This window comes from Arthrobacter glacialis (genome assembly GCF_002909415.1).
GTDB lineage: Bacteria > Actinomycetota > Actinomycetes > Actinomycetales > Micrococcaceae > Specibacter > Specibacter glacialis.
In genome coordinates this window covers 24,478-43,052 of the sequence record NZ_PPXB01000001.1, presented here as the reverse complement: position 1 = coordinate 43,052, position 18,575 = coordinate 24,478, and the positions used below count along the sequence as shown (strand labels likewise).

General features: G+C 62.0%; 20 protein-coding genes. 3 read left to right on the top strand and 17 right to left on the bottom strand.

From position 1 onward, the window contains the following. Positions 1–50 precede the first annotated feature (50 nt). The gene (locus tag CVS28_RS00215; RefSeq protein WP_103463733.1) at positions 51–1,037 is read left to right on the top strand and encodes a M48 family metallopeptidase; all 987 of its coding nucleotides are present in this window, start codon (positions 51–53) and stop codon (positions 1,035–1,037) included. Here CVS28_RS00215 and CVS28_RS00210 read toward each other — a convergent pair. The 10 genes from CVS28_RS00210 to CVS28_RS00165 form a co-directional block, all read right to left on the bottom strand. Further along, on the bottom strand, positions 1,034–1,525 hold the full coding sequence (locus CVS28_RS00210; RefSeq protein WP_103480268.1) for an SRPBCC family protein: 492 nt from the start codon (positions 1,523–1,525) through the stop codon (positions 1,034–1,036). The two genes, CVS28_RS00215 and CVS28_RS00210, sit on opposite strands and share 4 nt — an antisense overlap. Further along, complete coding sequence (locus tag CVS28_RS00205; protein WP_103463731.1) at positions 1,522–1,884, bottom strand: ArsR/SmtB family transcription factor; 363 nt, start codon at positions 1,882–1,884, stop codon at positions 1,522–1,524. The genes CVS28_RS00210 and CVS28_RS00205 overlap by 4 nt, the downstream gene beginning before the upstream one ends. Before the next feature lie 103 nt (positions 1,885–1,987). After that, positions 1,988–3,913: an NHL domain-containing thioredoxin family protein gene (locus tag CVS28_RS00200; protein WP_103480267.1), complete on the bottom strand. Its 1,926-nt coding sequence runs from the start codon at positions 3,911–3,913 to the stop codon at positions 1,988–1,990. After that, positions 3,913–6,171 carry a bifunctional copper resistance protein CopD/cytochrome c oxidase assembly protein gene (locus CVS28_RS00195; protein ID WP_103463729.1) on the bottom strand — a complete coding sequence of 753 codons (2,259 nt, stop codon included), beginning with the start codon at positions 6,169–6,171 and terminating at the stop codon, positions 3,913–3,915. The genes CVS28_RS00200 and CVS28_RS00195 overlap by 1 nt, the downstream gene beginning before the upstream one ends. A gap of 216 nt (positions 6,172–6,387) precedes the next feature. Further along, on the bottom strand, positions 6,388–6,669 hold the full coding sequence (locus CVS28_RS00190; protein WP_062007871.1) for an HU family DNA-binding protein: 282 nt from the start codon (positions 6,667–6,669) through the stop codon (positions 6,388–6,390). 283 nt (positions 6,670–6,952) lie between these two features. Beyond that, the gene (gene rpsN / locus CVS28_RS00185; protein WP_062007872.1) at positions 6,953–7,258 is read right to left on the bottom strand and encodes a 30S ribosomal protein S14; all 306 of its coding nucleotides are present in this window, start codon (positions 7,256–7,258) and stop codon (positions 6,953–6,955) included. Between the two features lie 4 nt (positions 7,259–7,262). Further along, on the bottom strand, positions 7,263–7,430 hold the full coding sequence (rpmG, locus tag CVS28_RS00180) for a 50S ribosomal protein L33 (protein WP_044574616.1): 168 nt from the start codon (positions 7,428–7,430) through the stop codon (positions 7,263–7,265). Beyond that, entirely contained in the window at positions 7,430–7,666 is a 237-nt protein-coding gene (gene rpmB, locus CVS28_RS00175; RefSeq protein ID WP_044574618.1) for a 50S ribosomal protein L28, read from the bottom strand. The genes rpmG and rpmB overlap by 1 nt, the downstream gene beginning before the upstream one ends. 351 nt (positions 7,667–8,017) lie before the next feature. Then, positions 8,018–8,797, bottom strand: a complete 780-nt coding sequence (locus CVS28_RS00170; protein WP_103480266.1) for an SGNH/GDSL hydrolase family protein — start codon at positions 8,795–8,797, stop codon at positions 8,018–8,020. Positions 8,798–8,931: 134 nt separating this feature from the next. Beyond that, positions 8,932–10,830: an ABC transporter ATP-binding protein gene (locus CVS28_RS00165; protein ID WP_103480265.1), complete on the bottom strand. Its 1,899-nt coding sequence runs from the start codon at positions 10,828–10,830 to the stop codon at positions 8,932–8,934. Between the two features lie 102 nt (positions 10,831–10,932). On the opposite strand from CVS28_RS00165, the gene CVS28_RS00160 reads away from it, so the two are divergent. Further along, the gene (locus CVS28_RS00160) at positions 10,933–11,406 is read left to right on the top strand and encodes a MarR family winged helix-turn-helix transcriptional regulator (protein ID WP_103480462.1); all 474 of its coding nucleotides are present in this window, start codon (positions 10,933–10,935) and stop codon (positions 11,404–11,406) included. A 194-nt stretch (positions 11,407–11,600) separates the two neighbouring features. Here CVS28_RS00160 and CVS28_RS00155 read toward each other — a convergent pair whose 3' ends face one another. The 7 genes from CVS28_RS00155 to CVS28_RS00125 all read right to left on the bottom strand — a co-directional run bounded on the left by CVS28_RS00155 (position 11,601) and on the right by CVS28_RS00125 (position 17,790). Next, positions 11,601–12,014 (bottom strand): VOC family protein, encoded by a 414-nt coding sequence (locus CVS28_RS00155; protein WP_103480264.1) that lies wholly within the window; start codon positions 12,012–12,014, stop codon positions 11,601–11,603. 101 nt (positions 12,015–12,115) lie between these two features. After that, positions 12,116–13,093, bottom strand: coding sequence for a siderophore-interacting protein (locus CVS28_RS00150; protein WP_103480263.1), 978 nt, complete (start codon positions 13,091–13,093; stop codon positions 12,116–12,118). After that, on the bottom strand, positions 13,090–13,965 hold the full coding sequence (locus CVS28_RS00145; protein WP_103480262.1) for an ABC transporter ATP-binding protein: 876 nt from the start codon (positions 13,963–13,965) through the stop codon (positions 13,090–13,092). Before CVS28_RS00145 ends, CVS28_RS00150 begins: the two co-directional genes overlap by 4 nt. A gap of 1 nt (position 13,966) precedes the next feature. Beyond that, positions 13,967–15,007, bottom strand: a complete 1,041-nt coding sequence (locus CVS28_RS00140) for a FecCD family ABC transporter permease (RefSeq protein ID WP_103480261.1) — start codon at positions 15,005–15,007, stop codon at positions 13,967–13,969. Then, positions 15,004–16,101, bottom strand: coding sequence for a FecCD family ABC transporter permease (locus tag CVS28_RS00135; RefSeq protein WP_103480260.1), 1,098 nt, complete (start codon positions 16,099–16,101; stop codon positions 15,004–15,006). Before CVS28_RS00135 ends, CVS28_RS00140 begins: the two co-directional genes overlap by 4 nt. Positions 16,102–16,112: 11 nt before the next feature. Beyond that, entirely contained in the window at positions 16,113–17,168 is a 1,056-nt protein-coding gene (locus CVS28_RS00130; RefSeq protein ID WP_103480259.1) for an ABC transporter substrate-binding protein, read from the bottom strand. A gap of 130 nt (positions 17,169–17,298) precedes the next feature. Further along, complete coding sequence (locus tag CVS28_RS00125; RefSeq protein ID WP_103480258.1) at positions 17,299–17,790, bottom strand: MarR family winged helix-turn-helix transcriptional regulator; 492 nt, start codon at positions 17,788–17,790, stop codon at positions 17,299–17,301. A gap of 139 nt (positions 17,791–17,929) precedes the next feature. On the opposite strand from CVS28_RS00125, the gene CVS28_RS00120 reads away from it, so the two are divergent. Beyond that, entirely contained in the window at positions 17,930–18,565 is a 636-nt protein-coding gene (locus CVS28_RS00120) for an NADPH-dependent F420 reductase (protein WP_103463719.1), read from the top strand. The last annotated feature ends 10 nt before the right edge of the window (positions 18,566–18,575 follow it).

Below are 18,575 nucleotides of genomic sequence, written 5' to 3'. Positions count from 1 at the left end.
CAAGTCACCCGATTCCGGTCCGCGTACCCGTTGCCGGTACAGTTGACCGCGTGAAGGACGGGACAAAGCTCATCAAGATAGCGGCGGCATGGCTGCTGATGCTGATGCTTGCCATCGCCGCATCGATCGTGACCATTTCCATCGTCAACAGCCGCGAATTCGGTCCGGAAAAGACGGTTGCCCATTACTTGGACGCCCTCAAGGACGGCGACGGCGCCAAAGCGTTGGGTCTTCTGCAGGCCAAGGTTCCCAGCGCGGACGCTGCGGCGCTCGACGGCGAAGCGCTGGCGAAATCCCAGGCCGGCCTGAAAAGCGTGAGCATTGGAGAGGCAGTTCCCGGCCCTGACAATCAAAAAATTGTCACCGTGAACTACACCCTGGGCAATTCCCCGTTCAGGACTGACTTCACACTGACTCAGGGGCCCAAACATTGGCTGTTCTTTGACAGCTGGACCATGCTTCCGGGGACACTGCCCACCATTGACGTCTCGGTGGTCAATGCCAACCAAGCGAGCATCAACGGCGCTGCGGCCAACATGCCTGACGGTAAGAACTCTTTTGCCGTGTTTTATCCCGGCAGCTACGAACTGGAGTACAGGTCCGCGCTCTTTGCCGCCGCGCCAGTGACGCGGAAGGTGAGCGGCCCGGGGCAGGAGATTCCCGCCGTCGGACTTTCCACCGGCCCCACCACTGATCTGTTGGCCCAAGTGGATGGCACCATCCGAAAGTACTTGGACGCCTGCGCCAAACAAGCAGTTCTCATGCCCACGGGGTGCCCCATGACAGCAGCCACCAACAACCGGGTGGTCTCGGCCGTGGAATGGTCCATCCTGGAATACCCAGCCATTACCATTTCACCTTACGGCGGCCAATGGATCATGGCCCCCCTCAACGTGAAGGCCCAAGTGGAATACACCGAACAGGACTTGTTTAGCGGCCTGGTGGCCCCCGCTAAGGTTGCCGATGACTTTGCCTTCGCGGCCAAGCTCTCCATATCCGGGACCACAGTGACGGTCACCCCGCAGCTAAGCGATTAGGAAACGGTGGGGCGGACCCCCAGCAGTTCCTCCAGGCGCTCATAGCCTTCACGGACTCCGCGTTCCATCCCGGAAGCCACCATGCCGTCCCGATCCTCCTGCGATTGGAAGACGGAGTGCGTTCGGATCAGGGTGCGGTCACCCAAATCTTCCAGATTGACCCGCTCCAGGCTGACGTGGCCGGGGTAGCCGTCAAACTCGAAGGTCTGCACAATTTGTTCGTTGGGCAGCACCTGATGGAACACGCCCCGGAAGCCGTACACGTTTCCCTCCTCGTCCGTGTGGGTGAAGGCCCAGCGTCCGCCAACCCTCATTTCGTGTTCGGTGACATCCATTGCCATCCCTCGCGGCCCCATCCACTGCACCAGCAGCGCCGGTTCCGTGTAGGCGCGGTACACCTGGGCAACTGTGGCATCGATCTCCCGCTCCATCATCACAAACGGGACATCCGGAGCGGCCGTGACAACCAGGTCATGGTGTGTGGTCATGATGGTTCTTCTTTCTGCACGTTGTTGGACATGTTATCCAGCAGGGAGTCGAGGCGGCGAAACTGTGCCTCGGCCACCAGCCGGTATGAGTCAATCCATGCAGTCAGTTCTTCCAACGCCCCCGGTGCCAGATGGCAGGGGCGCCGTTGCCCGTCCCGGCTTCGGGTGATGAGGCCTGCGTGTTCCAAAACCTGAATGTGCCTGGACACGGCCTGCTTCGTCATCTCGAACGGTTCCGCCAACTCATTGACGGTGGCCGAGCCCCGGGACAGCCGGGCAATAATTCTGCGCCGCACCGGATCGGCCAAAGCAAGAAACGCCTTATCCAGGGCGTCGTCCCGCTCGTCAAACTCCCGCATAATCAACCTTTATGTTTATCAACCATTTAGTTGACTATATAAACGTAGAACTGAAACCCCTACGTTGTCAAGGCTTTTTTAGTGGCGCTGGGAACTGCTGGGGTTAGAGCCCGCGCAGATCCAAGGCCAACTCGGATGAGCCGTCGGCGCTCATCACCACGGGGATGCCCCAGTCCTGCTGGTACAGGTGGCAGGCGGCATGGTCGGGGATCTCACCGTTGGCATCCTCGGGGCCGTCGCACGCTGCGGCGCGGGCCGTAAGGTGCAAAATTCCCTCGGGCACATCGGCTGACAACACCAACGTCCGCGCCAGGCCCACGGAGGTTCCCTCGCCGCTGATCAAGAGCTCCGGCGGCGTGGAGGAGACCTTCAGCTGGGTGGGGTCGCCCCACCGGTCATCAAGCTTCTGTCCTGTTGGTGCGGAGAAGCGGATGGTCAGCGCCAGCTCGCCGGGCGCAAGGGGTGTCTTGGGGCGGTGCGTTTGGACTGCCCCTTCATCCACCTGGAGCGCATTCTTGGGCAGCGGCAAGCGGATGAGCTGGTGCTTGTTGGCCTCGACCACAATGAGCAGCGGCACCTCACCGCTCTCATCGAGCAGCACATCGCTGGGCTCGGCCAGGCCGCGGGCCAGCGTGCTGACCTGCTTCGTGGCGGGGTCGTAGCGGCGCACAGCGCCGTTGTAGGTGTCGGCAATGGCCACCGAACCGTCGGGCAGCACAGCCACGCCAAGGGGATGCTGGAGGCGGGCCTGGCCGGCGTCGCCGTCACGGAAGCCAAAGTCGAAGAGCCCCTCACCAATGGCCGTTTCCACTGTCACGGAGCCGTCAGCGGCGAATTTCAGCACCCGCAGGGAAGAAGTTTCGGAGTCGGCTACCCAAATGTTGCCCTGCGCGTCCTCGGTGATGCCTGAAGACTGGGCAAACCAGGCCTGCTCCCCCGGACCATCCAACAAGCCTTCCAGACCGTTGCCGGCAACAATGCTGATGGCGCCTGTAGACGGGTCAAAGCCGAAAATCTGGTGCGTGCCGGCCATGGCAATGACAACTGTCTTCAAAGCCGATGAATAGGCCACATCCCACGGTGAGGACAATGCCACCTCAAGCGGCGTGGTGCCAAGATCCGCCGCGGAAGTGCTGGCGCCGTCGTCATTCACGCGGGCCGGGCCAGCCTCCAGGAGCCGCTGCACACCGTTGCCGACAACGGTGCGGACCTCGCCGGTGGCTAGGGTGATTGCGCGCAGGCGGTGGTTTACCGAGTCAGCCACGACGACGTCGTACCCCACTGCCGCTGCCAGCTCGCCCGGCAGGAGCGTCAGGCCCTGAGGTTCATTAAACTGTGCGTCAACGGCCGATCCGTCAAGGAAACCCTTGGTGCCGGAGCCGATGGTGCGCAGCACAGTGGTCAGGTCAGCGGCCATTTCCACCAGCCGGTGGTGGCCGGTGTCGGAGACCAGGAAGGTGCCCCCGCCCAGGGGCAGCACCTTTCCGGGGAAGCGCAGGTCACGGGAAACAGGTGCGGGGGCAACATAGGGTCCGTCGCCGCGGTGCAGCGTGCCCTTGGCCTCGTGCTCGGCAATGAGTTCCGGGATCAGTGATTCCAAGCCTGCCGCGTGGCCCTCGCCGGACAGGTGGGCCACGATGTAGCCCTCGGGGTCCACCACAACCAGTGTGGGCCAGGCACGGGCCGAGTATGCCTGCCAGGTCACCAGCTCGGGATCATCCAGCACGGGGTGGTGGATGTCGTAGCGCTCCACGGCCGCGGCCAGCGCCACGGGGTCCGCTTCATGCTCAAACTTGGGCGAATGCACGCCCACGGTGACCAGCACGTCCTTGTACTGCTCCTCCAGGGGGCGCAGCTCGTCCAGCACGTGCAGGCAGTTGATGCAGCAGAACGTCCAGAAATCCAGGATGACGATTTTGCCGCGCAGCTTTTCCAGGTTCAGCTCTGCGCCGCCGGTATTCAACCAGCCGCGGCCTTCGAGTTCAGATGCCCGTACCCGGACTGTGCTGGTTTTCGTTGCGGAATCCACTAGGGCGTTTCTCCTTGCGTACCGGCCGGGGTCTCCGGCTCACTCGTTGACACTGGGGTGCTGCTGGGGGTGCTGCTGTTGGAACTGTTCTTGGGCACACGCTGTGTCCGGCCAGGTCCCTGGGTGGATGCGCCCATGGCGTCATCGCGTGCCGCCAATTGTGCAAACATGTCATTGTAAGCGCCCAGCTCGGCGTCCTTATTCCTGTCGGCCGCCCTGTCCTTGCGCTTTGTTTCCCGCGCGTCAGAGCGGGACCACATATACGCCACTCCCATGGCGATGGCCAGCGTGGGCACTTCCCCCACACCCCAGGCAATGCCGCCAGCTGTTTGCTGGTCCGTTAGGGCGTCGTCACCCCAGGGCCGGCCCATGTTGCCAAAGTACTCCCCAGAAAGCAGTGAGGTGGCCATCATCAAGGACACACCGAAGAAAGCATGGAAAGCCATGGTGGCCAACAGCAGTAAGAGTCTAAAGGGGTACGGGGCGCGGGTGGGCAGCGGGTCCGCACCAATCATGCTCTGCACGAAGATGTAGCCCGTGAGCGTGAAGTGCACAATCATGAGCTCATGGCCCACGTGGTAGCGCATAGCCAAGTTGAACGCTGGCGAGTAGTAAAACAACACCAAACTGCCGGAGAAGTTAGCCGCAGCAAACAAAGGGTGCGTGACCACCTTGGAGAACGTGGAATGCACCAGCACCAAAATCCATTCACGGATGCCGCGCGAACCGTCCCGGCGCGGCGTCAGAGCCTGCAGTGCCAGAGATACGGGTGAACCCAGGGCCAGGAAGAGCGGGGCAATGACCATCAAGGCCATGTGCTCCACCATGTGGGCGCTGAAGAGCACTGCACCGTACACGGCCGGGCCGCCGGAGGTGATGTAGACAAGCGCCAGCAATCCCACAAACCAGGAGATGCTGCGCAGCACTGACCATTTGTCGCCGCGACGGCGCAACTTCACAATCCCCGACAGGTAGGCGGCGCCCGCCAGAACGGCGAACCCAACCCACAGCCAGTCCAGCCGCCACTCGGTGAACCAGCGGGAAAACTCAAGTTCCGGCGGCAGCGGGTAGCCGGTGAGAATCTGGGCCGGGGTGAGTGCCTCCTGGGCCAATTCCCGTGACTGCGGCGGGGCCGAACGGCTCAAACCAACGGCGATGCCGCTGACGGCACCCATGATCAAAAGTTCGCCAAAGATCAACTGCCAGAGCAGGCGGCGGGTGCTTGCCGCCGTTGTACTCTTCTCCCCGCCCTGCAGCCGCGGGATGATCCATGAACGGTGCATGTACCCAATCACGCCCAGCACAATGGTGCCGGCGGATTTGGCGAGGACCAGTTGCCCGTAGGAGGAGTAAAAGAGGTCGTGCCAGCTGGTGATGCGGATGGAGGCGTTGATGACGCCGGAGCCGGCCACGGCCACGAAGGCGAAAATGGCCAGGGCGGAGAAACGCTGCAGGGTTTGGGCGGTGATTTTTCCCAGCACGCCCGAAACCACCACCAGGACAATGATGCCGCCCACCCAGAGTGAGGCGCCGGTGATGTGCAGGAACAGCGAGTTCACTGCGCCCTTGTGATCGGCGCTGGAGGCGGAGTGGCCAATCAAAGCCTGCGGGACAAAGGCGAGCAGCGACAGAACCAGCGGCACGGCCAGGGCGCTGATGGTGCGCAGGCCAATGACCAGTGTGGTGACAACGGCGGCAAGGATGGTGATCATGAGCCAGGCCTGGCCCACGGGAAGTTCTGTCATGAAGAACACCAGCATCTTGCTGTATTCCTCGGTGCCGGCCAGGGGCAGACCGGAAATGCTTGAGTACGTCAGGACCAGGACGGCTATCGCGGACACGGTCCACACCCCGCCAGCCACCATGGCCAGTTTCATGGCGCGGGTGAATGCCGGGTGCTCGGGAGCATGCGCACGCTTGGCTGCGTCTTCTTTTTGCTGGCCCGAGCGTGGCTTGTGCGGCGTGCGGTCCTTAGGCAGGATCACCACGGCGAACACCAGGGCACCAATGACCGTGGACAACGCCAAGTTGTGGATGGTGGTAATCAGCGGCAGGCCCCAGCGGGTAAACGCGCCGGGATCGGCCAGCTGCTGCACTGCGGTGGCGCCTGTCCATAGCAATGAACCCACGACGCCGGCCACTGCGGCGGCCAGCCCCAACCACCACCAGCGGCTGCGTACGCCGTTGGCAAAAGTACCCTCGTTGAGCGGGGGTAGGGGGCGGGCTGCGGTGACTGGGGAAGAATCTACAGGTGGCACGCTTCCATTGTCCGCCACCGAGTGAACTTAGGGCGAATCAGGGAGCTCACAGGAAAGGACTGGCCGCCGGACCGCGTTCGTTTGAGGGCTGCGGGGCCGTGGTGGGCATTCGCCGCAGGTGCACCACGGGCGAATGTCCACAACGTCCACCTGAGCTTTAAATGCGTGAAGGCGGCCAACAAATGTTGGCCGCCTTCACGTGGTGTGTCGAAGAAACTAGTTCTTGACAGCTGCCTTCAGCTTGGAACCGGCGGACAGCTTGACGCTGTGGCCTGCTGCGATCTGAATGGTCTCACCGGTCTGCGGGTTGCGGCCGGTGCGAGCTGCACGGTCGGTGCGCTCGATGGAGAGCCAGCCCGGGATGGTGATCTTTTCGCCAGCAGCAACTGAGCTCTCGAATACCGAGAAGAGTGCGTCCAGAACGCCGTTTACTGCAGTCTGGCTGGTCTCAGCCTTTGCGGCAACTTCAGCTACCAGTTCGCTACGATTCTTAGCCATGTTTGTCCTCCTGGACGATCAAGTAAATCCAATTCCACGCGGTTGCGTGTCAACCACTGCTAGCGAACTTACCAGTTATTCCGCGAGATTCCGGTAAATTTCGCCAATCTTCAGCGATTTGTCAGTCAAATTCCCCGGAATCTAGGGTTTTTTCGCTCTCAGCCAACAACTTTTGCTTGGCGAAGGGCGTAACGGAGCCTCGGGGGAGGCCCGGAACGCCTTGAAAAAGGGCAGCAAAAAGGGCGGCGACCGTAAGGTCACCGCCCTTTTTTACAACTGGATGTTACCAGCTGGACTTCTTGATACCAGGCAGTTCGCCAGCGTGCGCCATCTTGCGGAAGCGTACACGGGAGATGCCGAACTTCTGGAGCGTTCCACGCGGACGGCCATCGATGGCGTCGCGGTTACGAACGCGTACCGGTGAGGCGTTGCGGGGGAGCTTCTGCAGACCCAAACGGGCTGCTTCTTTCTCTTCCGGAGTGGAGGCCGGGTTAACGAGGGCCTTCTTCAGGGCGAGACGCTTTTCGGCGTAACGCTCCACGATGACCTTGCGCTGCTCGTTCTTCGCGATCATGGACTTCTTAGCCATAGTCTTAGCGCTCCTCTCGGAATTCGACGTGCTGACGGATCTTGGGATCGTACTTCTTCAGAACCAAACGGTCCGGAGTGTTACGACGGTTCTTGCGGGTTACGTACGTGAAACCGGTACCCGCGGTGCTCTTCAGCTTGATGATCGGACGTACGTCCTTGTCTTTTGCCACTAGAGCTTCACCCCACGAGCGAGAATGTCGGCGACGACGGAGTCAATACCGCGAACGTCGATGGTCTTGATGCCCTTGACGGAAAGCTGCAACGTAACGTTGCGGCGCAAGGACGGTACCCAGTAGCGCTTCTTCTGGATATTCGGATCGAACCGACGCTTGTTGCGGCGGTGCGAGTGCGAAATGCTATGTCCGAAGCCCGGCTCGGCTCCAGTCACCTGGCAATGAGCTGCCATGATCACTCCTAAAAAATGAATGGGAACGGTTCACTGGTGTAAACCGTGCGAGTAGGCAGCGTCCGCCCTTGGACAGCATGATTCCCAACCGTCATTTACATGATGATGAGGAGGTGACCGTCCGGCGAATACCCGAATGCACGCAACTTGAGCCCCTAACTACCGGCCAACGGGAGGGTAATCACCGCAAACCGGAGCAATTGCACACGCTCCGCGCTACCTAGCGCCTACCCAGTCTAGTTCCTTAGAGGCGATTAAGGCTAATTGGCATACCATACCCGCCCCGGAACTTGGAAGCCAGCACGGAAATGATTTCCGCGCCGTGCCTAAATTATGGCGTGGTTGCTGAATTTAGTCTTGTGCCAGCGGCGAATGCAGGGTTGGCCAACGAGCGTTGAGATTGTCACCCGAGGACACTCCGCGCAGGCGGCGGCTGACCCATGGGCCCACGTATTCCTTGGTCCAGGCGGCATTGTCCCTGATCATCTCGGCTGTGGTCTTGATCGGAATGGGCGCCATTTCAGGCAGGGGAATATTGGCTGTTTCACCCAATTGCGCCAGCACCCGGTTGGCCATGTTTATATGCCCCGGCGTGGACATGTGCATCCTGTCGATTCCCCACAGGCGCCAGTCGTTGTACTCCCGGAAACGCCAGTAATCAACCAGTTCCGCCCCGTTGTTCTCAGCCACTTCGCGCACCAACTCGTTGTAAATGGCTGTGCGTCCGCGAATGCTGGCAAATACTTTGGAGGAACTGGCGTCGTAACCGGTAAAGATCAGGACCCTTGCCCCGGTAGCGGCCAGTTTGGCAATACCCTCCGAGTAGTTGGCGATCATGGCATCAATGTCCACTTTGGGGCGCAGGATGTCATTGACTCCTGAATAGATGGTGACGAGTGTGGGGTTCAACGCCACGGCGGCATCAATTTGCTCGGCGAGGATCTGGCGCATCTTCTTGCCGCGAATGGCGAGGTTGGCATAGCCGTAGTGTTCCGCCGGATGGGCCAGCGCCAACTGTTCGGCGACCCGGTCGGCCCAGCCGCGAACCTGGTTGGGCAGCGCCGGATCGGTGTCGCCGAGGCCTTCTGTGAATGAGTCGCCCACTGCCACATACCGTGCCGTGAATTCCACGCTTGCTCCTTGCTGCCGAGTCCCACGCCGGCGTGCAGCGAAGCCTGTGGGCAACGGACAGGGCGCAGGGTTGATTACGCTAATCCTATGTCCGGCTGCCCATGATGAATGCTGCGGGGCTACTGAAGCGGCGCTTAGGCAACCGTTTCCAGCGCCTCGCTGTCCCGGTCCGCATCGCCGGCCGCAAGGAGCGCAGTGTAGGCTCCGCCTGCGTTGCGGAGGCTCGACGGCGTACCCACCTCCACGAGTGAGCCGCCCGAGAGCACTGCCAGCTGATCGGCATCCTCCACCGTGGAGAGCCTGTGGGCAATGGTCAGCGTGGTCCGGCCCACGGCCAGATGGTCCAGTGCCACTTGCACGGCAGCCTCGGTGGTGTTGTCCAAGGCGGAGGTGGCTTCATCAAGGATCAAGACACGCGGGTTGCGCAAAATGGTTCGTGCGATGGCTAGGCGCTGCTGCTCGCCGCCGGAGAAGCGGTAGCCGCGGGCACCCACCAGGGTGTCCATGCCCTCGGGGAGACCAGCCACCAAATCGGCAATCTGCGCCGAGGCCAGCGCCTGCCACAGGGTGGCGTCACTGGCCGCGGGTGCGGCGAGCTGCAAATTCTCGCGGATGGAGGCGTGGACCAAGTACGTTTCCTGAGACACCACGCCCACGATGTGGGCCAGCGTATCCGGGGCAATCTGGCGCACATCAACCCCATCGATCGTGACCCGGCCCGTTGTGACATCATGCAGCCGCGGCACCAGCGCACCCAGCGTTGACTTGCCCGAACCCGTGGGCCCCACCACGGCCGTTGCGGTGCCAGCTGGCAGCAAAAGATCGATTCCGCGCAGAACATCCGGGCCGCCGTCGTACGCGAAATGCACGTTTTCAAAGCGGACCTCGCCACGGACCAGGGCAAGATCCAGGGTCACTGGTGTTGCGGGGGCAGCAATTTCCGGTTCCAAGTCAAGGTATTCAAAGATGCGGCTGAACAGGGCCATGGCGCTCACCCATTGCACGCCCAGGTTGAGCAGGCCCATGATGGGGCGGAAGATGGTGGCTTGCAGTGCCGTGAACGCCACAATGGTGCCGATGCTCATGGTGTTCCCCGGCAGGCCGCCGGCAAAGTAAATCAACGCCGGAATGGCGGAGAAGATGATGCCCATGGTGGCCATCCGCCAGCGCCCGGCCAGCTGCGAGCGCAGCTCCAGGTCAATGAGCCGCTCAGAGCTGCCGGCGTAGCGGGCCGCATCGCGATCCGAGGTGCCGAGCGTTTTTGCCAGGCGCACGCCGGAGATACTCAGCCCTTCCTCCACGTAGGTGTTCATGGTGGCGAGCTCAGCCTGCAAGGTGGAGGTGATGTCGCGCCGCATCAGGGCCACCCGGCGGGAGAACCACACAGCGGGCGGGATGACGATCAGGGACAGCAGCGAGAGCTGCGGGGACAAAACAATCATGGCGGCCGTGGTGGCAACAGCCGTTGTCACGTTGGAGGCAATGCCGGTTGCCGTGGAGGTGATGACCGACTGCATGCCCGAGATGTCGTTGTTGAGCCGGGACTGCACTTCACCGCTGCGGGTCCGGGTGAAGAACGCCAGCGACTGTTTTTGCAGATGCGCAAACAGCCGGGTGCGCAGGGTGTGCATGATCTTTTGCCCCATGGATGTTGTCATCCAGGTTTGCACTACGCCAATGAAGGCTGTGGCCGCGGCAATGGCAATCATGGCGCCAGCCAGCCACGCCAGCAGCGGCACATCCTTGGCGGGCAGGGCCGTGTCGATGATGCCGCGGACCAGGAACGGCTGGGCCAGGCCGATGATGCTGGATGCGCTGATCAGAAGTACGACGACGACGATTCTCGCCTTGTGCGGGGCAAACAGGGCAGCCACGCGCTTCAGGCTCACGGGGTGGCGCTTGATTTGCTGTTTGTCGGCAGGATTGATGCGGGCCGGGCCGCGGCCTCTAAAGTCTGCGGAGCCGTTGAAATCTGCGGGGCCGGATCCGTCACGGCTGATGCTGGTTTTTTGCTTGAGGATGTTCTCCGTCATGAGCGCCACCTCCAATGGTGTGCGGGGTGCGGGACTCGCACCAACTAATACCGAGGTTACCTCACTATGTGGTTAGTCGTCAAGTTTAGTATGCTGGTGGGCATGGCATCACTTGACAACGCATCAGACCTTGGCGAACTCTTCCACGGCGCGTTTCGCGGGCTGCGGCGCACCTGGGCCGAACAATTGGCGCCCTGGGAGCTGACCCCGCACCAGTGGCGGGCCCTGATGACATTGCTGCGCCGCCGCCCGGACATGCCTGCCCCTGCGGCCGTTTCCGGCGAGGCTGGCTGCGCTTCCGGAGACATCCGACTCAAGGATCTGGCCGAGCGCCTGCGCATCGCCCCGCGATCGGCCACCGAGGTGGTGGATCAGCTCGAAGCCAAGGGCCTGGTCCGCCGCGATCCGGACCCCACGGACAGGCGTGCCACGCTCATCGTGGCAACCGATGCGGGGAAAGAGCTTTTTGCCAGCATTCAGGCCGAACGCCGCGACAAGTCAATGGAGTATTTTGCCAAGCTCAGCGCAGCTGACCGCGCCGAGCTGGCCCGGATCCTGACCCAGCTCCGCGACTAATCCCCAGCAACGCTCGCTCAGATCAGGGGCACTTTTAGCTAACGCTCGCTCAGTTACTGACTGAGCGAGCGTCGGCGTTAGGAGCCCCATACGTGAGCGAGCGTCGGCGTTAGGAACCCCATACATGAGCGAGCGTCGGGATCAGGGCGTCACGCGGCCGCGTTGGTTGACGGTGCTGGATGACCGTACGCGGACTAGCCCTGCGGGGCGCCTTCGATGTTGACCAGCCACGGCACACCGAACTTGTCGGTCAACATGCCAAAAGTGTCGCCCCAGGGCGCCTGGGTGAGCGGCTCGGCAATCGTGGCGCCGTCGGCAAGCTTGTCCCACCAGCCGCGCAGCACAGCTTCCTCGTCGCCGGAGAGGGAAACACTGGAATTGGGGCTGAACTCAAGGTATGAGGGAACGTCGGCGCCCATGAGGATCACGTCATTGTCCCCCGTCAGCATGCCGTGCATGATCTTGTCCTTCTCCGCCGGGTCCTCGGTGGCCTGGTAGTCACCAAAGGTGCTCAATGCCAGCGTCCCGCCAAAGACCGTCTGGTAAAACTCCATGGCATCCTTGGCGGTGTTCTGGAAGTTCAAGTACGGGTTAAGTCGTGTGGTCATGATGCTGCTCCTTGATGAAACCGTGGAGAGGGGACCCGGTCGGGATGAGTGAAATTATGCCCCGATTCGCGGCCCCTGTCAGTAGTTGACCGCAACGAATTCTAAGAAAGCGCCTGGCCCTGGCGCCAGTAGCCCATGAAGGCCACCGCGTTCCTGTCCATGCCAACATCACGCACCAGATAGCGGCGCAGCCCCCGGATGGTGGCGGCCTCCCCGGCAATCCACGCATACAAGCCGTGCCCGGTAGTGGAGGCAGGGGTTTCCCAGAGGACGGTGGCGTCGACGTCCACATCCTCGGGTTCCTCGCCGAGCTCGCACGCCGCTGGCGCAACAAGGGCCCGGACCTGTTGGGACATGGCCTCGCCGTGTGGGTTCCCGCCCCGGGCCAGCCATCTCACTTCCACACCGGAGGGGGTGCAAATGTCCAGGAAGTCACCGGCGGTGGGCACCTCAAGAACCGCATGGCCGCTCACATGGGAGGGCAGGGCTTCCAGAATGGCGGCGATGGCCGGCACAGCCGTCTCGTCACCCACGAGCAGCAGGCGTTCGGCCGCACCGGGCGCAAACTCAATGCCCAGGCAGTCGCCCCACCGCGCGCACGGGCCCACCAGCAGCAACGGGTCTCCCGGCTGCGCCGCCGCGGCCCATTCGGCCGCCGGGCCGGATCCGCCGTGCAGGTGCAGCACAAAGTCAATGTCCAGCTCGGCCTGAACGGCTGGCTGCACACCCGACGCAGGAACCGCCGGACGCAGGGCGCGCACGGTATACGTGCGCATCACACCGCGGCGCGACTCGTCCACGGCGAGCCAACGTTGGTACCAGTCATCCTGCAACGAGCCGCGGATGTTGCTCAATTCCGGCAGCGCATGGCCGGGCGAGGGAATCATGACCTTCACACGCAGGTCCAAGGTGGCGCCGTCGGCGTTGGAGCCAAAGAGGGCAAGGTCCTCCCCCACAAAGGTGATGCGGCAGAAATGTTCACTCAACCGCTGCACGGCACTGACCTGCAGCTCGAAGGAGCGCATGGGCTTGATGGGATCCACCTCGATAGTTTCCTTGTCCAAGATTGCCGAACTCATGCGCGCACGCCTTCCGTCTCACTGATGATTGATAACTTGCTGGCTGCGGCGTCAGCCAGTAGCGCCGCCCGCCTGCCGATGGGGACCACCATGGGGGTGCCCACCACGGGGTCCGGGACCACCACGGATTCCAGCCCAAAAACGTGGTGCACCAGCCCGGCCGTCAACACCTGGGCCGGTGTCCCTTGCGCCACAATGGCGCCATCTTTCATGGCGATCAGGTGATCTGCGTAGCGGGCAGCCAGGTTTAGGTCATGCAGCACAATCGCCACCGTGATGCCGCGGCGGGCATTGAGCTCGGAGACCACATCCAACACCTCCACCTGATGGGCCAAATCCAGGTACGTGGTGGGCTCATCGAGCAGTAACACGTCGGTCTCCTGCGCCAGAGCCATGGCGATCCAGACACGCTGGCGCTGCCCGCCGGAAAGTTCGTCAACGCTCCGATCGGCAAGATCTGCCGTGCCCGTCACGTTCAGCGCGGCCGCCACGGCGTCGTCGTCGGCCGGGGTCCACTGCCTGAACCAGCCCTGGTGCGGGCTGCGTCCGCGACCCACCAGATCCGCCACACTGATGCCGTCCGGCGCCGTAGGCGTTTGCGGCAAGATGCCCAGCTCCCTGGCCAATTCCCGGGCACGGACCTTGTGGATGTCCGTCCCGTTCAGATGCACGACGCCGGCACTTGGCTTGAGCAGTCTGGCCAGACCTCGCAGCAAGGTGGATTTCCCGCAGGCGTTGGCACCCACAATGATGCTCACCTTGCCAGCCGGCAGCTCCACCGAAAGGTTCTCCACGATGGACCGCTCACCGTACCCCAATGACAGTTCGCTGGCGGACAGGGTTGCGTCGGTTTTTGCGAAATGATGGCTCATCTCAGCCTCCTTGGTTGGCACGGTTGGATGAGATGAGCAGCCACAGCAGGAAGGGCGCACCCAAAGCTCCGGTAACCACTCCCACGGGCAGGGAGACACCCGGGATGGCGTTAACACCCACAAAATTTGCGGCCAAGACAATGGCAGCACCCACCAAAGCGGACAGGGGCACACTGGCCGCTCCCCCGTTGAGTCGTTTGGCGATGGGGCCGGACAGAAATGCCACGAATGCTATGGGCCCGGCGGCAGCCGTGGGGAAGGCGGCCAGCAGCACTCCCACAATGGTGAGTAGCAGGCGGGCGCGCGGGACGTTGAAGCCAAGACCTGACGCCGTGTCATCGCCCAGGGCCAGGCCGTGCAACTCACGCGAGCCCGCGGCGGCGAACGGCAGCACCAGCAGCAGCGCCACGGCCAAGATGGCGGCCCGTTCCCAGGTGGCCGAGTTCAGCGACCCTGTCAGCCACACCATGATTTCCTGGGCATTGTTGATGTCCGCCCGGGACAGCAGGAAGGTGACGGCCGACTGCATGAAAGCCGCCGCACCAATGCCAATGAGAATCAACCCGGATCCGCCACGCCCGCGCGCCAAGGCCGTAATGAGCATGGCCACAGCCAGGGCCCCGACGATGGCCGCCACCGAAACACCTGCCCCGCGCACACCAAAGATGACGACGGCGGCCACAGCTGTGGCGCTGGCACCGTAGCTGATGCCGATGATGTCCGGGCTGGCCAGCGGATTGCGCAGCATGGACTGGAAAATTGCGCCGGCCACACCAAAGGAGGCGCCAACCAGCAAGCCAAGGACTGCCTGCGGGAATTTGTTCTCCATGACGATGAAGCTTGCGCCGGGTATGGTTTTTCCACCCAGCATGGCCAAGAAATCGGGGATGGTGACCGTGTAGCTGCCCAACACAATGTTCACGGCCAGCAGGGCGAAGACCAGCAGGCTCAAGGATGCCGTGAGGATTGTTTTGCGCCGGCGCGGGGCTTTGCGCTGTTGGCGCACCCAGGCACCCGTGGTTTGTTGTTGGAGGACGCTCATAGTTCCGCCTGCTTTCCGCGTCGCACCACGGCAATGAACACCGGGGCTCCGAGCATGGCGGCCAGGATACCGGCGGGGACTTCACCGGGAAGCAAAATGACGCGGCCAATGACGTCTGCCAACAACAGGATGGCCGGTGCGGCAATCAATGACAGTGGCAGCAGCCAGCGGTAGTCTGGCCCCACGAGCCCGCGCAACAGGTGCGGGACCACCAGACCGATAAAGGCTATGGGTCCGGCCAGCGCCGTGGCGGAGCCACACAATAGGACAATGCCGAGGGCAGAGATTGCGCGGCCCATCCCGGGGCGCTGGCCCAGGCCGCGGGCCATGTCGTCACCCAGGGCAAGGGTGTTCAGGAGCTTCCCGGTGCCCAACAGTACGAGGGCACCAACCACCACAAATGGCAGCACTGCCACGATGGCGTCCCACGACTTGCCGGCCAGCGCCCCCACCTGCCAACGGCGAAACAACTCCAAAGAATCCTGGCTACTGACCAGCATGGCGCTCATCAGCGAACCCATGCCAGCGGCCATCGCTGCACCGGCCAAGGCGAGCTTGACGGGTGTGGCACCGCTGCGCCCCAGACTGGCCACAGCATAAACCACGACGGCGGCAATGGCGCTGCCCAGGAAAGCGAACCACAGGTAGTTGGAGACGCTCGTTGCCCCAAAAAAGAAAATCCCAGCCACTACGGCCAGTGAGGCGCCAGCGTTCACACCCAGAATGCCCGGATCAGCGAGAGGGTTGCGTGCCACACCTTGCATCGAGGTGCCAGCCAAGCCCAGTGACAACCCAACCAGAAGTCCGGCGACTGTACGCACTATGCGGGACCGGACCACGGCATGATCTCCATTGCTGGGGTCAAAATTCAGCAACGCATCAGCCACCGTGGGCAGGTTAATGCTGCGCGCACCCACCGCCAGAGACAGCAAGGAAACCAGAATCAGGGCGGCGAGCAGGACCGTCAACCACAGGAGGCGGCGGCGATTACTGAGCCTAATATTCCCGCCTCGCACACCAGCAGCCGCGAGGGAAGGAACGACGGCGAGGACCGGCGTCGAACTTTCTCTCGCGACAGCTGACGTACTTCTCACAGGCTGTTTCCTTAGACCTTGTCCGCGGCAGCGCCGAGCAGGGGCAGGAACTTGTCCAGCGTCCACGGCAGGCTCAGCGGCGACGAGGCGGAGATGGACAGTGTGAGCGTGTTGTCAGAGTCAGTCACAAAAGCACCCTTTTTGACGGCGGGGATCTGGCCCAGCAGGGGATCCTTCACGATCGCGTCCTTTGCCTTCTCATCAGCCACCCAGCTGACAAACATCTGCGAATCGAGATCATTAGCCTTCTCAGCAGACCAAGGGAGGTAGAAGCCTTCAGCACTCTTTTCCGCCTCAACCACCACCGGCGCCAGCACCATGCCTATGCTGCTCAGGAACTTGGGCCGGTTGTCGCCGGAGGTGAAGACGCTGACGGCTTCGGCGGCACCGGGGTCCAGGTTGCCGTAGATGAAGGTCTTACCCTCGATCTGCGGGTACTTTGCCGCCTGCTCCGCGATGGTCTTCTCCGTGGCGGCGATGAGTTCCTTGGCGGCTGCGGACTTACCCAGCGCAGCACCGATCATGGTGGTGGAATCCTGCCAGGACGTGCCGTACGCGGTCTCCGGGAAGGCGATGACGGGTGCGATCTTGCTGAGCTTCTCGTAATCTTCCTGCTTCAGGCCCGAGTAGGCGGCAAGGATGATGTCCGGGGTGGTCTTGGCGATCTCAGTGAAGTTGATGCCATCAGTTTCCGAATACTGCACGGGGGCCTTCTCCGTGCCGATGGCCGCGCCGGCCTTTTCCAAGGCAGCGTCCTTCCACGGAGTGGAGCCTTGCTCGTTGCCGCCCCAATCGTTCTTGGGCATACCAACAGGGATCACGCCGAGCGCAATGGCAACGTCGTCATTAACCCAGGAAATCGTGGCTACGCGAACCGGGGCAGCCTTGATGACTGTCTCGCCGTAAATATGCTTGACCGTCACGGGGAAGGTGTCAGCTGAGGCCTGCGAATTTTGCGAACCAGAGTCATTGGCAGCACCCGTTGAGCAGCCGGCTAGACCCACACCCAATGCAGCCACTGAGGCAAAGAGGCCCAGCTTCAAACCCTGACGACGCGAAAATTCCATTGCATTTCCTAACGGTGAGCCCAACCCAAGACTTGCCACTCTTAGGCAAGCCTTAGCTACATTACGGCATTAAAATCCATTAGGGAACATTTTGCTGCCCTATTAGTGTGGTGGGCAATCTCACATTTAACTAGGGTGCCGGCGTGCGCAGCGTCCAGTGCGATTCATCCAGGCCACGCACCAGCTTGGCGCCAATGCGGGCCAAATCGGCCACGTCCTTCGCATCCAACTGGTCAAAGACCATGGTTCGCACGGATTCCACATGCACGGGGGCGAGCTCACGAATGAGATCAAGGCCCACGTCGGTAATGGCCACCTCGGTGACGCGAGCATCGTCCACATGGACGGATCGCTCCACATACCCGCGCCCCTGCAGCTTCTTGACTACGTGCGAAAGTCGTGACAAGGAGGCGCTGGTCCGCGCGGCAAGTTCACTCATGGGCAGAGTTGCCCCTGCCTCTTCGGAGAGCATGGCCAGGACGTTGTACTCAAAGAGGGATAATTTGGCCGCCTGCTGGAGCGGAGATTCGAGCACCCCGGGCAGCAGTGTGGTGGTGGATAGCAGCGCCAACCATGCAACTCGTTCTTCGGCGCTCAACCAGCGCGGTTCCAGCTCAGTCATGGCGCCATCTTTTCATAATTCCGACAACTGGCGGGCCCTCCAAAATTTTTACTTGACACTTCAACTAAGTAGAGTTACGATTTAGTTGTAGCTTCAAGTAAAAGACTTCCAGCAATTCTCTGAGAAAGCAAGGACCATCATGAACGCCATCACCATCATCGGTACCGGAAACATGGCACGCGGCATTGCCACCCGGGCCCTCGCTGCTGGACGCAACGTAGAACTTCTCAACCGCGACTCGGAAAAGGCCGCCGCAGTGGCCGCCGAATTGGGCACCAACGTCACTTCCGGCACCGTGGGCCAGGCTCCGGCCGGCGACATCGTTGTTCTGGCAGTCCCGTTTGACGCCGCCAAGGAGATTGTTTCCTCCTACGGTGACGCCCTCGCCGGCAAGACGGTTGTTGACATCACCAACCCCGTGAACTTCGAGACCTTCGATTCCCTTGTTGTTGCTCCCGGCACCTCCGCTGCCGAGGAAATCGCGGCGCTGACCCCCGGGAACGTGGTCAAGGCCTTCAACACCACGTTTGCTGGCGCCTTGGTTGCAGGTGAAACGGAAGGCCAGATTCTGGACGGCTTCATCGCCGGCGACAACGAAGAGGCAACAGCTGCCGTGGCCTCCCTCGTGGCCGACGGCGGAATGCGCCCCATCGTGGTTGGCACCCTGAAGCGTTCACGTGAGCTGGAAGGCTTCCAGTTCCTGGTCATGACCCTTCAGGCCAACCCCGCCTTCGAGACATTCAACTGGAACACCGGGCTGAAGATCGTTGGCTAATCACTGATCT

Coding starts and splice junctions, on each gene's coding strand:
- CVS28_RS00210 (WP_103480268.1), bottom strand. CDS start 1,525: ATGACCACACACCATGACCTGGTTGTCACGGCCGCTCCGGATGTCCCG.
- CVS28_RS00190 (WP_062007871.1), bottom strand. CDS start 6,669: ATGGCTAAGAATCGTAGCGAACTGGTAGCTGAAGTTGCCGCAAAGGCT.
- CVS28_RS00150 (WP_103480263.1), bottom strand. CDS start 13,093: ATGAGTTCGGCAATCTTGGACAAGGAAACTATCGAGGTGGATCCCATC.
- CVS28_RS00140 (WP_103480261.1), bottom strand. CDS start 15,007: ATGAGCGTCCTCCAACAACAAACCACGGGTGCCTGGGTGCGCCAACAG.
- rpmB (WP_044574618.1), bottom strand. CDS start 7,666: ATGGCAGCTCATTGCCAGGTGACTGGAGCCGAGCCGGGCTTCGGACAT.
- CVS28_RS00205 (WP_103463731.1), bottom strand. CDS start 1,884: ATGCGGGAGTTTGACGAGCGGGACGACGCCCTGGATAAGGCGTTTCTT.
- CVS28_RS00120 (WP_103463719.1), top strand. CDS start 17,930: ATGAACGCCATCACCATCATCGGTACCGGAAACATGGCACGCGGCATT.
- CVS28_RS00155 (WP_103480264.1), bottom strand. CDS start 12,014: ATGACCACACGACTTAACCCGTACTTGAACTTCCAGAACACCGCCAAG.
- CVS28_RS00165 (WP_103480265.1), bottom strand. CDS start 10,830: ATGACGGAGAACATCCTCAAGCAAAAAACCAGCATCAGCCGTGACGGA.
- CVS28_RS00145 (WP_103480262.1), bottom strand. CDS start 13,965: ATGAGCCATCATTTCGCAAAAACCGACGCAACCCTGTCCGCCAGCGAA.
- rpsN (WP_062007872.1), bottom strand. CDS start 7,258: ATGGCTAAGAAGTCCATGATCGCGAAGAACGAGCAGCGCAAGGTCATC.
- CVS28_RS00130 (WP_103480259.1), bottom strand. CDS start 17,168: ATGGAATTTTCGCGTCGTCAGGGTTTGAAGCTGGGCCTCTTTGCCTCA.
- CVS28_RS00160 (WP_103480462.1), top strand. CDS start 10,933: ATGGCATCACTTGACAACGCATCAGACCTTGGCGAACTCTTCCACGGC.
- CVS28_RS00125 (WP_103480258.1), bottom strand. CDS start 17,790: ATGACTGAGCTGGAACCGCGCTGGTTGAGCGCCGAAGAACGAGTTGCA.